Below are 14,372 nucleotides of genomic sequence, written 5' to 3'. Positions count from 1 at the left end.
GGAGGCAGCCGCTGGCGCGCCTCACCCCACCCCTGCCCCTCCCCTGAGGTCAGGCAGTCGCGAGGCGGCGCGCCCTCCCTCCCCTCGGGGGAGAGTGTCGGCTTCAAGCCGACGAGCGGGGTACCGCGCGCCAGCGCGGGCGGCTTGACGCCGATCCCAATCGGAAGGTCGGGACCGCTGCCCAGCCCGGTTCTGGAGGCGTTGCGATCTCTGGAGACAGCCGCTGTCGCGGCTTACCCCACTCCTGCCCCTCCCCTGAGGGGAGGGAGGGCGCTTGCCAGGGCCGTCGGGAGTTCCCTGGAGCGCCCTGCGACCCCCGCCTGCGGCAGGCATCTCAGGACGAGGGTAGCGGTGGGATCGGCGGGGTGGGGAGATATCTGGTTTGAGGTGCTCCCCCCCGACCCCTCTCCCTCTGGGAGACGGGCGTCCCCCGCCCTTGACGTTCCCCGCCCCCTTTGGTCAGCTCTCCCCCTGGAGGCGCCATGCGGATCGAGGGCAGGCATTATCGGACCATCTGGCTGGACGGCGAGGCCGTCGCGGTCATCGACCAGACCAGGCTGCCGTTCCGCTTCGTGGTGCGGCGGCTGACCAGCCGGGACGAGGCGGTGGAGGCGATCCGGACCATGGTGGTGCGGGGCGCCCCGCTCATCGGGGTGACGGCGGCCTATGGCTTGGCGCTCGCCCTGCGGGAGGACCCCTCCGACGCGGGGCTCGCCGAGGCGGTGCGGGTTCTGAACGCCACGCGGCCCACCGCCGTGAACCTCGCCTGGGCGCTGGCCCGCATGCGCGAGACCCTGGCGCCCCTGCCCCCGGCGGCGCGCCACCGGGCGGCGTGGCAGGCGGCCGCCGCGCTCGCCGACGAGGACGTCGCGGCCTGCGAGGCGATCGGGGAGCATGGCGCCGCGCTGATCGCTGGGGCGCATGCCCGCACGGGGCGGCCCGTGAACGTGCTCACCCATTGCAACGCGGGCTGGCTCGCCACGGTGGACTGGGGTACGGCGCTGGCACCGATCTACAAGGCGCACGACGCGGGCGTGCCGGTCCATGTCTGGGTCGACGAGACCCGGCCCCGCTGCCAGGGCGCGGCGCTCTCCGCCTTCGAGCTCCACGCCCACGGCGTGCCCCACACCGTGATCGCCGACAATGCGGGCGGGCACCTGATGCAGCATGACCGAGTCGACCTGTGCCTCGTCGGCTCGGACCGCACCACGGCGACGGGGGACGTGGCGAACAAGATCGGCACCTATCTCAAGGCGCTCGCGGCGCACGACAACGGCGTGCCGTTCTATGTCGCCCTGCCGGGCTCCACGGTGGACTGGTCGCTTGCCGACGGCGTGCGCGAGATCCCCATCGAGGAGCGCTCCGCCACGGAGGTGACCCACGTGACGGGCCTGGGCGATGACGGGACCGTGCGCACGGTCGCCGTGGCCTCGCCCGGCAGCCCCGCCGCGAACCCCGCCTTCGACGTCACCCCGGCCCGGCTCGTCACGGGCCTCGTGACGGAACGGGGCATCGCGCCCGCCACCCGCGAGGGCCTGCTCGGGCTCTTCCCCGAGCGTCGCCTGGGCAGCGCCGCATGAGCGAGGCGGCCCTGCGCGCCGAGATCGTGAGGATCGCCCAGGCCATGGACCGGGCGGGCTTCGCGCCCTCGAAATCCGGCAACGTCTCGGCGCGCTATGAGGACGGGCTTCTCATCACGCCCTCGGGGCTCCCCTACGCCGCCACGACGCCAGGCGACCTCGTCGCCCTCGAACTCGACGGGCGGGTGCGGGGCGGCGGGCGGCGGCCGTCGTCGGAATGGCCGTTCCACACGGCGATCTACCGGGCGCGGCCCGATGCGCGCGCCATCGTCCACACCCACTCGCCTCGCGCCACGGCCCTCTCTTGCGCCAGGCGCCCCCTCCCCGCCTTCCACTACATGATCGCGCTGTGCGGCGGCGCCGACGTGCGCTGCGCCGACTACGCCACCTTTGGCACCGACGCGCTTGCCGACAACGCCGTGCGGGCCCTGGAGGGCCGCAAGGCGGCGCTGCTCGCCAACCACGGCGTCATCGCGCTGGGTGCGAGCCTGGAGGGCGCCTACACGGTGGCGGCCGAGGTGGAGAACCTCGCCGGGCAGTACCTCGACCTCCTCGCCGCGGGGCTGGAGCCGGTGATCCTCGACGCGGAGGAGATGGCCCGGGTGGCCGAGCGCTTCGCGGGATATGGCAAGGTGGCCTAACTCCCCTCTCCCCATGGGAAAGGGGTGCACACAGCAAAACGCCCGCCGGTGAGGGCGGGCGTTTCGGTATTCGCTTGAGAACCCGGGATCAGGCTTGGGGCTGAGGCTCCAGGCCGCCTTCCGGCTCGCCGCGGGGGCGGCGGGTGGTGGGGACGACGGAGCCGCGGGTGGGGTTGGACGGCTCGCTCGTGTCGCGCACGGGGGGCTTGCCGTTCATGAGATCGCGGATCTCGTCGCCCGACAGGGTCTCGTACTCGAGGAGGCCGCGGGCCAGGGCCTCGAGCTCCCCGCGCTTCTCCTCCAGGATCCGGCGGGCGTCGTTGAGGCCGGTCTCGACGAGGCGGCGGACCTCCTTGTCGATGGTCTGGGCGGTGGCCTCGGAGATGTTCTGCTGGCGTCCCATGGACATGCCGAGGAACACCTCCTCCTGGTTCTCGCCGTAGGCGACCGTGCCGAGCTCGGGCGAGAAGCCCCAGCGCGTCACCATCATGCGGGCGAGCCGGGTGGCCTGCTCGATGTCGGACTGAGCGCCGGACGTCACCTTGTCGTGGCCGAAGATCATTTCCTCGGCGATGCGGCCGCCCATCATGATCGCGAGCCGCGAGGTCATCTGCTCGAAGGACATCGACAGCTTGTCACGCTCGGGCAGCTGCATGACCATGCCGAGCGCCCGGCCGCGGGGGATGATCGTCGCCTTGTGGACGGGATCGGTCGCGGGGACGTTCAGCGCCACGACGGCGTGGCCGGCCTCGTGATAGGCGGTGAGGCGCTTCTCGTCGTCGGTCATGACGAGGGTGCGCCGCTCGGCGCCCATCATCACCTTGTCCTTGGCGTCCTCGAACTCCTGCATCGTGACGATGCGCTTGCCGCGGCGAGCCGCCAGAAGCGCGCCCTCGTTGACGAGGTTCATGAGGTCGGCACCCGAGAAGCCGGGGGTGCCGCGGGCGAGCACCTTGAGGTCGACGTCCGGCGCCAGGGGCACCTTGCGGACGTGGACGCGCAGGATCTTCTCGCGGCCGACCACGTCCGGGTTGGGGACGACGATCTGCCGGTCGAAGCGGCCAGGACGCAGGAGCGCGGGGTCGAGCACGTCGGGGCGGTTCGTGGCGGCGATGATGATCACGCCCTCGTTGGCCTCGAAGCCGTCCATCTCCACGAGGAGCTGGTTGAGGGTCTGCTCACGCTCGTCGTTGCCGCCACCTAAGCCCGCGCCGCGATGGCGGCCGACCGCGTCGATCTCGTCGATGAAGATGATGCAGGGCGCGTTCTTCTTCGCTTGGTCGAACATGTCGCGCACGCGGCTCGCGCCCACGCCCACGAACATCTCGACGAAGTCGGAGCCCGAGATGGTGAAGAAGGGCACGTTGGCCTCGCCCGCCACGGCACGCGCCGTGAGGGTCTTACCCGTGCCGGGAGGGCCGACGAGCAGCACGCCGCGTGGGATGCGCCCGCCGAGGCGCTGGAACTTCTGCGGGTCGCGGAGGAACTCCACGATCTCCTGAAGGTCCTCCTTGGCCTCGTCGATGCCCGCCACGTCCTCGAAGGTCACGCGGCCATGCGCCTCGGTGAGGAGCTTCGCCTTGGACTTGCCGAAGCCCATGGCGCGGCCGGCGCCAGACTGCATCTGGCGGGAGAGGAAGATCCACGCGCCGATGAAGACGAGGATGGGCAGCCAGTTCACCAGTAGAGCGATGAACCAGGGCGTGTTGTCCTGCGGCGGGCGGGCCGTGATCTGCACGCCCTTGCCCTGGAGCTTCGTGACGAGGCTCGGATCGTTGGGCGCGTAGGTCGCGAAGGAGCGGCCGTCCGTGTAGGTGCCGGTGATCTCGTTGCCGGAGATGATCACGTTGGAGATGCGCCCGGACTCGGCTTCGTTGAGAAGCTGGCTATAGGCGATGTCGTTCCCGCCCGAGCGTTGGCCGGGGCTCTGGAACAGGGTCACCAACGCGAGCACCAGCAAGAAGATGATGACCCACAAGGCGAAATTTCTGAAGTTCGGGTTCATCGACTGGTTATCCCCGAGGTGACGTCGCGGGAGAAAAGCTTTCAGGGGATCTCGCGCGGCTTGAGAGCAATCTATGCACGCTCCGATCCCTTGCCAAGGGAATGCGACGCGGCTGCGGCATCCTGAACGACGATTCCCTACCGGCCTCGGCGACGCAGACGTTCCCCGGCGAAGGTCACAGCACCGGAACGGTCCAGCCGGATCAAAGTTCCGGCCACGGTCCGGGTGAGCGCCCGGCCATCGGCGGCCGCTTGCCGCAGGGCGTCCAGCGCCGCCTCGAGCCGCTCCAGGCGCTGGGGCACGGGGCGGCCCGCCGCCGCCTCGCAGGCCCGCGCCAGCATGCGCAGGCCCACCTCGAACGGCGCCTCCAGGAACGGGGCGGCCGCATAGGTCCCCTCCACCTGCCGCGCCCCCGCGAGCGCCGCCCCCGCGGCCTCCTGGAGCGCGTCCTCGGTGCGCGCCGCCCGCTCGGCGAGCGCCGCCAGGCGCTCCGGGGTCAGCCCTTCCGCGGCGAGAAGCGGCGCGTGACGCCGCCAGCGGGCGCGGGCGAAGCGCGGATCGGCGTTGGTGGGATCATCCGCATAAGCCCAGCCCTGCGCCCGACAGGCGGCGACGAGCCGGGCCTTCGGGACCGCGAGGAAGGGGCGCAGCAGGAGGAGGCCGTCGCGGGTGACAGCACGGCGCATGCCGGCGAGGCCTGCGAGCCCCGTGCCCCGCGACAGGCGCATGAGCACCGTCTCGGCCTGGTCGTCGAGGGTGTGGGCAGTGGCGATCGCGCCGATGCCGAGCCGTTGGCTGAGATCGGCGAGCAGCCGGTAGCGGGCGGCGCGGGCGGCGGCGGGCAGGCCTGCGGCGGGGTGCGGCTCGTCCCATGGCAGGACGTGGTGGGGGAGCCCCAGAGCGGCGGCAGCGCGGGCGACCTCCGCCGCCTCGCGGGCGCTCTCGGGCCGCAGGCGGTGGTCGACGGTCGCCACCACGAGGCCGGCCGGGTTCGGGCGCCGGGCCGCGAAGCCCATCAGCGCAGTGGAATCGGGGCCGCCGGAAACGGCGAGGAGCACGCGCTCGGGCAGGTCGTCGAGGAGGCGGGCCGCCTCGTCGAGGGACAGGGGCCCGGACGAGCCGGTCACGCGGTGCAGCGCGCCCGCTTCTGCTCGCGGTCGACGCCCTGCCGGACGGAGTTGGGAGCCTGCGGATATTCCCGCTCGAGCTTCGCGAAGGTGGCGCAGGCCTGCTCGCGGGCGCCGAGCGCATTGAGCGAGATGCCGAGCTTCAGCATGGCGTCGGGCGCCTTGGACGCACGCGCGTGCTCCGTCGACACCTTTAGGAACTGCTCGGCGGCCTCGCGGTGGCGGGCGCGCTGGAGATAGGTGTCGCCGAGCCAATAGAGCGCGTCGGGCACCAGCGCGTGCCGGGGATGGGATTGGAGGAAGCCGCGAAACCCCATCTCGGCCGCCTCGTACTGCTTCTGGAGCAGGTAGGCATAGGCGGTGTCGTAGTCGGTGCGGGCATTGCCCGTCCCGGTCGCGGCGACGCTGGGGCTCGGCCCCGGGCCGGCGCTGGGCACGGGACGCGCGGGCGGCGGGGGCGCCTCGGCGCGGCCCACGGCCCCGAGATCGAGGGGCCCGCCCTGGCCGGGGCCGGGGGGCTTCTCGTCGAGAAGGTCGGCAATCCCGCCGCGCCCGGCGGGCAGGGGCGCGGAGGGCGCCGTCTGGCCCAGCGGCCGGGGCGCACCGGGGGCGCCGGCCGCTGGGCCGGGCTCGAAGGCGTCGCCGCGCCGCTGGGGCCGCGCGGGCTCGGCGGCGGGCGCCTGCGGCCGGGCGGGAGCCGCGCCGCCGCGCTCCTGGAAGCGGAACTCCACGTCCTCCTGGAAGGAGCGCTGCTGCTCGCGCAGCTGCCGGTTCTCGAACTGGAGGCGCTCGACCTCCCCGGAGAGCTGGCGCACCTGCCCCTCCAGCCGGTTGAGGCGCACCACGAGATCGGCCGCGTCCTGCGCGAGTACGGGCGCGGCGAGCGCGATCCAGGAGACGGCGGCGAGGGCGAGACGGCGGGCGGGACGAGCGGTCATGGGCCGGTTCTTAAACGAGGGATCGCGGCAAGCCTACCGGAGACATCGCCGCGACGCAGTTTGAGGGCGCGCCGGGGCGCCCCGTCGAGGCTCAGACGCCCGCGCCCGTGTCGAGCACGGTCACGCCGCGGCGGTTCTGCGACCAGCAGGACATGTCGTTGCACACCGCCACGGGGCGCTCCTTGCCGTAGGAGACCGTGCGCATGCGGCTCGAATCCACGCCACGCGAGGCGAGGTAGTCGCGCACGTTCTGGCCGCGGCGGGCGCCGAGCGAGAAGTTGTACTCCCGGGTGCCGCGCTCGTCCGCGTGGCCCTCGATGAGGATCGTGTAGCGCGGATAGCGGGCGAGCCACTGCGCCTGCTTGTCGAGGGTCGCGATAGCGGTGGGGGAGAGATCCGTGGAATCGCTGTCGAAGAAGACGCGGTCGCCAACATTGACGGCGAAGTCCTGCGACGAGCCGGGCGTCGCCGCCCCGCCGACGCCGAAGCCCCCCGCGCCGCCGAGCCCGCCGCCCGCGGCCGCCGTGGCGTCCGGGTTCGGGGTCGACGAGCAGGCCGCGATCGCGAGGGCGAGCGAGGCGGCGGCGGCAAGGCGCAGGACGCGCGGCGCGGATGAGGTGAACATGCTGGCTCCTTCACGCAACAACGGAGATCGTGATGTCGAGGAATAGCCCCGGAGGGTTAAGCGAAGGTTCCATCAACCTTGATCGAGGGTTTCACGAACCTGTGACCTTCACGTCGACGGACCGAATTCGGCGGTAGGGTTAATGATGTCCGAATGCGGCAGGACCTTGGCCTTGGGGCGGATGGCGCTCGATGTCAGCCGCACCTGCGCATGCGCCATCCCGCGCCGGCCTCCATAAGGCTCCAGAACCATGCACCCCTCCCCCCTTGCGGGGGAGGATGCGGAGGGGGGTCGGCGCGAAGCGCCGGACCACAGTTTGTCCAAGCGCTCGCCTGACCGTTCGGTCGCGCGGCGAGGCTCGCGCCTCGCCGCCCCCCCTCTGCCCCTTCGGGGCATCTCCCCCGCAAGGGGGGAGAGGGCGCGTCGAGCGTCCGGCGTCAGGATCTCACCCTGTCAGCAGCGGCGACCAGGTGGGGTCGGAGGCGAAGGACGGGGTCGGGATCGGCTGCTCGACGCGGCCGGTGACGTCGACCATGTAGAGCTTGCCGCCGGCCTGGCCGCCGGGATCGCGGAAGAAGACGATGTATTGCCCGTTGGGGGCCCAGGTCGGGCCCTCGTTGTGGAAGCCCTCGGTGAGGATGCGCTCCCCCGAGCCGTCGGGCTTCATGACGCCGATGGCGAAGCCGTTCTTGCCGCGCTTGGTGAAGGCGATGAGGTCGCCCCGCGGCGACCAGACGGGCTGCGAGTAGGAACCCTCGCCAAACGAGATGCGGCGCGCGTTCGAGCCGTCCGCCCCCATGACGTAGACCTGCTGCTGCCCGCCCCGGTCGCTCTCGAACACGATCTGCGTGCCGTCGGGGGCGAAGGAGGGCGAGGTGTCGATGGCGTTGGTGGTGGTGAGCCGCGTCGTGGTGCGCGAGCCCAGATCCATGAGGTAGATGTTGGCGTTGCCGCCCTGCTGCAGGCTCATGGCGATGCGCTGCCCGTTGGGGGCGAAGCGCGGCGAGGAGGTCATGTCGGGGAAGTTGCCCACCACCTGGCGCGCCCCCGTGTCGAGGTTGAGCACATGGACGCGGGGCTGCTGGCCGGAGGTCTGGGACATGTAGGTGATGTCCTGGCTCGCGGGCGAGTAGCGCGGCGTGACGACGAGGTTCTCGCCGGGGGTCAGGTAGCGCAGGTTGGCGCCGTCCTGGTCCATGATGGCGAGGCGCTTCCTCCGGTTCTCCTTCGGCCCGGACTCGTCGACGAAGACGATGCGCGTGTCGAAGAAGCCGCCGATGCCCGTGATCTTGGTATAGACCGCGTCCGAGATGATGTGGCCGACCCGGCGCCAGTTGTTGGGATCGGTGAAATATTGCTGGCCCGTGATCTGCTCGCCCGACGTCACGTCCCACAGGCGGAACTCGGTGCGAAGCCGCCCCGAGGGGTCGCGGGTCACCCGCCCCGTCACGAGCCCCTGCACGCCCGCCGCCCGCCAGCCGGCGAATTGCGGGGGCGCGTCGAAGGAGGGCTGGCGCTCGGGAAAGCGCGCCTTGTCGATCGGCAGGAAATAGCCCGAACGGCGCAGGTTGTTGGTGATCACCCCGGCCACCTGGACCCCAAGGCCCCCCTCGCCGCCGAAATCCGCGATCGCGATGGGCAGCGGCTGCACGTTGCCGCGGCGCAGGTCGATCACGAGCTCGGCGCGGGCCGGCAGCGCGATGCCGGCGGCCATGACGGCGCCGGCGCCGGTCAGGACGGAACGCCGGGTGGGGGTGGGCGGGAGCATGGGTCCTCCGGTGGGAGCGGGACGGATCGGAGCAAGGGGCGTGCGGAAGGCGGGCATCAGACCCGGTCACGCAGGTTGAAGTTCACCCTGAGGTCCTTCCAATCCTGGTAAAAGGGCGTGAATTGGGCGGGAATGCGCAGGGGCGCGCAGCGCCGGGCCGCGCGGGTCGCGCTGTCGGCCGCCACCTGGAAGAGCGGATCGCCGGAGGCGTTCGTCACGGCGGGCTCGGCGGCAAGCGTGCCGTCCTGGTTGAGGCGGATGCGCACGCTGGGCACAGGCGGGTTGGGCGAGGATTGCAGCGCCACAGGCACGATCCAGCACTTATGGAGCTGCTCCTGGAGGATGCCGATGAGGGCGTCGCGCTGGCTTGGGTTGAGGCGCTGGGACGCCCCCGTCGCGGTGCCGAGCGCCGCCGTCTTGTTCACCTCGGAGCCCGTGGAGCCCGACGATTGCGAGCGCTCCTTCGATTGCAGCATCTGCTGGATGGAGCCGGCGTCGAACTTGTCGGCCACCGCCGCCTGGCGCTGGGCGCGGGCTTCCGCCTCCGCCTTGGCCTTCACCTCGGCCCGCGCCTTGGCCTCGGCCGCCGCCTTCGCCTCGCGGCGGGCCTCCGCCTCCTGCTTCGCCCTGGCCTCCGCGACCGCGCGCGCCTCCGCCTCGGCTTTCGCCTTGGCCTCCGCGTCAGCCTTGGCCTTCGCCTCGGCGCGCGCCTTCGCGGCGGCCTCGCGGGCGGCCTCCTGGCGCGCCGCCTCCTTGCGGGCGAGCTCCGCCTCCTCGCGGGCCTCGGCCTCCGCGGCCGCCTTGGCTTCGGCGGCGGCCTTGGCCCGGGTCTCCGCGCGCTCGGCCGCGGCCTGGGCGGCTTTCGCCTCCGCGGCCTTGGCCTCCGCTGCCTTGGCCTCCGCTGCCTTGGCCTCGGCCGCCTTTGCGTCCGCCGCGCGGCGCTCGGCCTCGAGGTCGGGGCGGGTCGGCGGGGCGGGCGGCGTCGGGATCTGGGCCGCCTCGACGGGCTTGTCGTCGGTCTTCATCTCGGCGGGCCGGCGCGGGGGCGCGGGGGCGTCGACCTTCGCCTCGCCCGCCTCCCGGCGCTCCACCTGCTCGGCGACGCGCTCGGCGCGGGGCTTCGGATTGGGCTGGGGCTGCTTGGCGTCGCGCTCGCCCTTCGTCATCTCGGAGAGCTGGTTGTCCGTGATCACCTCGACGGGGATGCCCTCCTGGGCGTCGGGAAAGGGCGCCTGGGAGGTGAAGGCGAACAGGCCCGCCGCGAGGATCGCCGCATGCGCGACCCCCGACAGGACGATCCCCGGTTCCGTTGCCTTCGGCTTCCACCGCACGGCGTCCGCTCCCCCTAGTTCTTGTCCGACTCGGTCACGAGGGCGACGCGCTTGAAGCCCGCCCCCGTCACCACGGACATCACTTGCGCGACGCGCCCGTAATCGACCCGCTTGTCGCCGCGCACGAAGATGCGCTCCTCCAGGCCCGCCTTCGCGGCGCCCGTGAGGCGGCTCACGATCTCGGCGTCGGGCACCTCGCTCTCGGCGAGGAACAGGCGTCCCTGCGCGTCGATCGACAGGGTCACGGGCTTCTGGTCGATGTTGAGGGGCGCCGACGAGGTGCGCGGCAGGTCGAGGGGCACGCCCGCCGTGAGGAGCGGCGCCGCCACCATGAATACGATGAGGAGCACCAGCATGACGTCGATGAACGGCGTCATGTTGATCTCGTTGATGGCGCCGGCCCGGCGCGCGCGCCTGCGCCGCCGTCCGCCCCCCGTCGTCATCCCGCCCGGTCCAGCCATGGATCGTTCCCCTCAGGCCGCGTGGGCGATGCGTTCGTCGATCTGGCGCGAGAGGATCGCCGAGAATTCGTCGGCGAAGCCCTCGAGCCGGCTTTGCGCCCGCGAGACCTCGGATTGCAGCTTGTTGTAGGCGAGCACCGCGGGGATCGCGGCGAACAGGCCGATGGCGGTGGCGAACAGCGCCTCCGCGATGCCCGGCGCCACCACGGCGAGGCTGGTGTTCTTGGAGGCGGCGATGGCCGTGAACGAGGTCATGATGCCCCACACCGTGCCGAACAGGCCGATATAGGGGCCGGCCGAGCCGATCGAGGCGAGCACCAGGAGCTTGGAATCGAGCCGTTCCACCTCGCGCTGGATCGTCACGTCGAGCACCTTGTCGATGCGCTGCGACAGGCTCGCCACCGAGCGTCCGCCGCCCTCGAAGGAGCGCTTCCACTCCCGCATGGCGGCGACGAACAGGGCGGCGAGGCCCGTGTTGGGCCGCTCCGCGAGGCTGCGATAGAGCTCCTCCAGGGACTGGCCCGACCAGAACACCTCCTCGAACCGGTCCATGGACCGTCGGGTGCGGGAGAACAGCAGGGTCTTGTCGATGATGATCGCCCAGCACCACACGGAGGCGCCGACGAGGCCGACCATCACGAGCTTGACGACGATGTGAGCCTGCCAGAACAGGCCCCACAGGGACATGTCGTGCGCCACCTGGGCCATTTGAGTGGGATCGGTCGGCATGGGTCAGGCCTCCTGGCGGGGGAGCGGCGCGGGGCGGGAACCGCTCCACGGGAACATGTCGTGCGCCACCTGCGCGGCTTCGGCCGGGTTCATCGCCACTTCCTTTTCGTGAGGCCGGCGCGGCTCAGGGCCGTCCCGGCGCCGTCGCCCTTGTGCATGCGGGCTTTTTCGCCCTGCCGTATCCCTGCTGGTTCGCGTTCGAATCTGTCGAAAGTAAGGGCGCGCCCCGGCGCCCCGCCCCGCGACGGACCCACGATCCCGTTAATGCTCCCGCAAGGTTAGTGTGAGGTTAAGGGCCGGACGATCCGTGGGCCGGGGGGCTGGAACGACGGGTTCGCGGCACGGTCTCGACGCTCCCCCACGCTCCAGTTTTCCGGACAAGCTGCGCGTGAGCGTGGCAAGACCAGGGACAAACAGGCAGCCATGCTCACGGCTGCAGGGCGAGGCACCCCTCCACCCTTGCGGGGGGATGCGGAGGGGGTCGGCGCGGTAGCGCCGGACCACGGTACCGTCACCCAGTCGCTTGAACCGGCGGTCGCGGCGCCGCTGCTACGCACCGGCGCACCCCCCTCTGCCCCTGACGGGGCATCTCCCCCGCAAGGGGGGAGAGGGGCGCACGCATGTCTCGCCAGAACTCCAGTGGACTGCGCCGGGGATGCCGGTGATCCCTCTCCCCCCTTGCGGGGGAGAGATGGAGAGGGGGGTGCGGCGCGAAAGCGCCGCGAGCACGGATCGATTGGGCGACCGCTTGTTCGTCCGGCCGCAGCCCCCTCAATCGTCGACATACTCCTCCGTCACGGCCCCATCGAGCCGGCGGATGCGGGTGCGTTCGCGGATCTCCAGGGGCATCAGCCGGGCGTTGAGGCCCATGCGGTCGGTCGTGGGGTCCACTGCCTGCCAGTGGGTGACGCAGCCGCAGTCGCGGCAGCGGTGGAAAGCGATGGAGCGGTCGTCCCACAGGTAGGTCTGCGTGGTGCCCTCCCCGGCGAGGAAGCGGACCTGGCGGGGCGAGTAATAGGCCCAGAGCACGCCGTAGCGCCGGCAAATGGAGCAGTTGCAGTCGGTCAGCGTCTCGGGCGCGCTCGCGGCCTCGATGCGCACGGTGCCGCAATGGCAGGACGATTCGACGGTCATGGCGGGATCCGGGTGAACGATGCCGGCGCCATCCATCCACATCCCGACCGCCTCGGCCAAGCGGAAAGCCGCGCCTTACCCCTGCCCCAGTGCCCGCCGCAGCGCGTCGGGGATGCGCACCGCCCGGCCCTCGCGCACGGCCGCCACCATCACCTCGGCGCTGACCAGCACCTCGTCGCTCCGGCGCACCTCCTGGGCGAGGATCATCGAGGCGCCGCGCATCTCGTGCGGGCGGGTCGCGACCTCCAGGAGGTCGTCCATGCGGGCGGGGCGGCGGAAGTCGATCGTCATGCGGCGCACCGCGAAGGCGAGCCCAGCGTCGTCGGTGTGGAGGTCGGACTGGGCGACGCTGAGCGCCCGCAGGAGCTCCGTGCGCCCGCGCTCCATGAAGCGCAGATAGCTCGCGTGATAGACGACGCCGGAGAAATCCGTGTCCTCGTAATAGACCCGGACGGGCAGGCGGTGCACGCCGTCCGCGAAGGCGCCCCCCGTCATCGGGGCACGAGCACCGGGGCGGGGGTCGAGGCCTCGAAGGTCAGGCCGCGTTCGACGCGGGCGGGCCGGGGCGAGCGGTCGAGCATGGGGGTCCCTTGGAGAAGTCGGGGCGCGGCGGGCCGGGCGGGGGGCGCCGCCGCGCCGCGGGTCTGACTCGAAACGAGGGTGCTCCCCCCTCCCTCATGCTGAGGTGCCCACCGGAGGTGGGCCTCGAAGCACGCAGGACGCTCGTGAGCCGGAGGGAGATCGCTGGAGCGCCCTTCGAGGCTCCCCCGGCCGGGGTCGAACCTCAGAGCCTGCCCCCGCGNNGCGAAGGCGGGGGACGAGGGTGAGGATGGGAGAACGGCCCCTCCGGGCCGCCCCCAGGAGCCGGCTCAGTCCTCGTCGTACTCGTCGACGGGCACGAGGAAGAGCACGTTGATCCCCACCTCGTCCTCGTCGAGGTCGTCGTCGGTCTCCTCGTCGTCGTCGCCTTCGTCGAGGGCCTGCTCGAAATTGTCCGTCTCCTCCTTGGTGGAGGGGCGGATCACGAGCGGCGCCTTGCCGTCCCACAGGGGCTTGCCGCCGCTCTCCATGGCGGCGATGTCCTCCTTGAAGGCGTCGCTGTTGAACAGCTCGCGCGACTGGGCCTCGTCGGCGTCCGTGATGGCGATCGGCTTGCCGGCGATGTCGAGGGTATACATGGCGTCTCCTTCTGGTCGGCGTCTGGCCCACAGGGCTCCATCGACAACGCCGACCCGGCGCTTTCGATCACCCCTTCAACCACGTCCCGCGGCGCAGGGCCATGCCGCAGACGCGGCGGGGGGCTGCAATCCCCTGCCGGGTGGGCGAACGCCAGCGAGGAGCCCAGCTGTTCGAGCCCGCCGCCGGGAACACGTTCGCCGCAAGAACAGCAGTGCCGCCACAGTTTCGGCAAGACCTCGGCGCACCGTCGGAGCCGATGCGAGAATCACCATTTCAGCGAATGCCAATGCGTGGACGACGCGCTTTCAGGATTTCTTGAACTCGGAATGCACGTCACGAAATTGAACGCCGAGAAGCAGATAAATATACCAACCCATCAGACAAAGAGACAGGTCGTGTAGAAACCAGAGTTTTATCACTGAAATACTTGGATCATTGGCGATGCGCTGCAATTTACTGCTGATGACGAAATACCAAAAGGAAGCTCCAGCAAGCAGCGAGATCAAAATCCAGATTCTAGAAACACCTTTGAACGGTGTCCGCGCCGCCTCGGGCAAATAAAACCCCTGAAGCAACCCGCAAGCCGAGAGCGCCATCGTCGAGATCAGGACGGATGGGAGCGCGCCGAGGCCGAGCGTCAGGCCGTTCACGAGCACGGCCGCGATCAGTGCGACGAGGACGCTGAGAATAGAGGTAGCCAGATGCCGCACCGTCAGGCTTGTCCGGCTTGGCCAAGCGACCCGAAAGGCAGACCGCACGGCGTCGACGGCTCGGCATCTCGGACGAACGGCCGGCACCACGGGATAACGCCGCTCGCTTCTTGCATCATGACACCTCACCCCAACCCACGCGTG

15 protein-coding genes are annotated in these 14,372 nt (G+C 71.2%); 2 read left to right on the top strand and 13 right to left on the bottom strand.

What is annotated here, in order from left to right; translation table 11 throughout:
- Positions 1–482 precede the first annotated feature (482 nt).
- Both mtnA and F0L46_RS24160 read left to right on the top strand, forming a co-directional pair.
- Positions 483–1,580: an S-methyl-5-thioribose-1-phosphate isomerase gene (gene mtnA / locus F0L46_RS24165; RefSeq protein WP_149822177.1), complete on the top strand. Its 1,098-nt coding sequence runs from the start codon at positions 483–485 to the stop codon at positions 1,578–1,580.
- On the top strand, positions 1,577–2,221 hold the full coding sequence (locus F0L46_RS24160) for a class II aldolase/adducin family protein (RefSeq protein WP_149822176.1): 645 nt from the start codon (positions 1,577–1,579) through the stop codon (positions 2,219–2,221). Before mtnA ends, F0L46_RS24160 begins: the two co-directional genes overlap by 4 nt.
- An 88-nt stretch (positions 2,222–2,309) precedes the next feature.
- Here the strand turns inward: F0L46_RS24160 and ftsH are convergent, their stop codons facing one another.
- The 13 genes from ftsH to F0L46_RS24100 all read right to left on the bottom strand — a co-directional run bounded on the left by ftsH (position 2,310) and on the right by F0L46_RS24100 (position 14,228).
- The gene (ftsH, locus tag F0L46_RS24155) at positions 2,310–4,226 is read right to left on the bottom strand and encodes an ATP-dependent zinc metalloprotease FtsH (RefSeq protein ID WP_149822175.1); all 1,917 of its coding nucleotides are present in this window, start codon (positions 4,224–4,226) and stop codon (positions 2,310–2,312) included.
- A gap of 137 nt (positions 4,227–4,363) precedes the next feature.
- The gene (tilS, locus tag F0L46_RS24150) at positions 4,364–5,353 is read right to left on the bottom strand and encodes a tRNA lysidine(34) synthetase TilS (RefSeq protein WP_149822174.1); all 990 of its coding nucleotides are present in this window, start codon (positions 5,351–5,353) and stop codon (positions 4,364–4,366) included.
- The gene (gene ybgF / locus F0L46_RS24145) at positions 5,350–6,291 is read right to left on the bottom strand and encodes a tol-pal system protein YbgF (RefSeq protein ID WP_149822173.1); all 942 of its coding nucleotides are present in this window, start codon (positions 6,289–6,291) and stop codon (positions 5,350–5,352) included. The genes tilS and ybgF overlap by 4 nt, the downstream gene beginning before the upstream one ends.
- Positions 6,292–6,382: 91 nt before the next feature.
- Positions 6,383–6,916: a peptidoglycan-associated lipoprotein Pal gene (gene pal, locus F0L46_RS24140; protein WP_149822172.1), complete on the bottom strand. Its 534-nt coding sequence runs from the start codon at positions 6,914–6,916 to the stop codon at positions 6,383–6,385.
- A gap of 108 nt (positions 6,917–7,024) precedes the next feature.
- Positions 7,025–7,168 carry a hypothetical protein gene (locus F0L46_RS26370; protein WP_188312123.1) on the bottom strand — a complete coding sequence of 48 codons (144 nt, stop codon included), beginning with the start codon at positions 7,166–7,168 and terminating at the stop codon, positions 7,025–7,027.
- A 193-nt stretch (positions 7,169–7,361) separates the two neighbouring features.
- A complete protein-coding gene (tolB, locus tag F0L46_RS24135) occupies positions 7,362–8,630 on the bottom strand; it encodes a Tol-Pal system beta propeller repeat protein TolB (RefSeq protein ID WP_240540137.1) in 1,269 nt (422 codons plus the stop codon).
- A 110-nt stretch (positions 8,631–8,740) separates the two neighbouring features.
- Positions 8,741–10,015: a cell envelope integrity protein TolA gene (gene tolA / locus F0L46_RS24130; RefSeq protein ID WP_149822170.1), complete on the bottom strand. Its 1,275-nt coding sequence runs from the start codon at positions 10,013–10,015 to the stop codon at positions 8,741–8,743.
- Between the two features lie 14 nt (positions 10,016–10,029).
- Positions 10,030–10,476 carry an ExbD/TolR family protein gene (locus F0L46_RS24125; protein ID WP_240540136.1) on the bottom strand — a complete coding sequence of 149 codons (447 nt, stop codon included), beginning with the start codon at positions 10,474–10,476 and terminating at the stop codon, positions 10,030–10,032.
- Between the two features lie 12 nt (positions 10,477–10,488).
- Entirely contained in the window at positions 10,489–11,205 is a 717-nt protein-coding gene (gene tolQ / locus F0L46_RS24120) for a protein TolQ (protein ID WP_149822169.1), read from the bottom strand.
- A gap of 771 nt (positions 11,206–11,976) precedes the next feature.
- On the bottom strand, positions 11,977–12,339 hold the full coding sequence (locus F0L46_RS24115) for a GFA family protein (RefSeq protein ID WP_149822168.1): 363 nt from the start codon (positions 12,337–12,339) through the stop codon (positions 11,977–11,979).
- Between the two features lie 75 nt (positions 12,340–12,414).
- Positions 12,415–12,834, bottom strand: a complete 420-nt coding sequence (ybgC, locus tag F0L46_RS24110; protein WP_149822167.1) for a tol-pal system-associated acyl-CoA thioesterase — start codon at positions 12,832–12,834, stop codon at positions 12,415–12,417.
- A 374-nt stretch (positions 12,835–13,208) separates the two neighbouring features.
- Positions 13,209–13,517: a hypothetical protein gene (locus F0L46_RS24105; RefSeq protein ID WP_149822166.1), complete on the bottom strand. Its 309-nt coding sequence runs from the start codon at positions 13,515–13,517 to the stop codon at positions 13,209–13,211.
- A gap of 306 nt (positions 13,518–13,823) precedes the next feature.
- Positions 13,824–14,228, bottom strand: coding sequence for a hypothetical protein (locus F0L46_RS24100; protein WP_149822165.1), 405 nt, complete (start codon positions 14,226–14,228; stop codon positions 13,824–13,826).
- Positions 14,229–14,372: the final 144 nt, after the last annotated feature.

Origin of the sequence: Salinarimonas soli (assembly GCF_008386575.1) — a bacterium.
Taxonomy (GTDB): domain Bacteria; phylum Pseudomonadota; class Alphaproteobacteria; order Rhizobiales; family Beijerinckiaceae; genus Salinarimonas_A; species Salinarimonas_A soli.
The sequence above is the reverse complement of the archived record's forward strand: the minus strand, read 5'-3'. Positions and strand labels throughout refer to the sequence as shown.

Coding starts and splice junctions, on each gene's coding strand:
- tolQ (WP_149822169.1), bottom strand. CDS start 11,205: ATGCCGACCGATCCCACTCAAATGGCCCAGGTGGCGCACGACATGTCC.
- F0L46_RS24115 (WP_149822168.1), bottom strand. CDS start 12,339: ATGACCGTCGAATCGTCCTGCCATTGCGGCACCGTGCGCATCGAGGCC.
- tolB (WP_240540137.1), bottom strand. CDS start 8,630: ATGGCCGCCGGCATCGCGCTGCCGGCCCGCGCCGAGCTCGTGATCGAC.
- F0L46_RS24125 (WP_240540136.1), bottom strand. CDS start 10,476: ATGGCTGGACCGGGCGGGATGACGACGGGGGGCGGACGGCGGCGCAGG.
- F0L46_RS24105 (WP_149822166.1), bottom strand. CDS start 13,517: ATGTATACCCTCGACATCGCCGGCAAGCCGATCGCCATCACGGACGCC.
- pal (WP_149822172.1), bottom strand. CDS start 6,916: ATGTTCACCTCATCCGCGCCGCGCGTCCTGCGCCTTGCCGCCGCCGCC.
- ybgC (WP_149822167.1), bottom strand. CDS start 12,834: ATGACGGGGGGCGCCTTCGCGGACGGCGTGCACCGCCTGCCCGTCCGG.
- ybgF (WP_149822173.1), bottom strand. CDS start 6,291: ATGACCGCTCGTCCCGCCCGCCGTCTCGCCCTCGCCGCCGTCTCCTGG.
- mtnA (WP_149822177.1), top strand. CDS start 483: ATGCGGATCGAGGGCAGGCATTATCGGACCATCTGGCTGGACGGCGAG.
- ftsH (WP_149822175.1), bottom strand. CDS start 4,226: ATGAACCCGAACTTCAGAAATTTCGCCTTGTGGGTCATCATCTTCTTG.
- F0L46_RS26370 (WP_188312123.1), bottom strand. CDS start 7,168: ATGGTTCTGGAGCCTTATGGAGGCCGGCGCGGGATGGCGCATGCGCAG.
- F0L46_RS24160 (WP_149822176.1), top strand. CDS start 1,577: ATGAGCGAGGCGGCCCTGCGCGCCGAGATCGTGAGGATCGCCCAGGCC.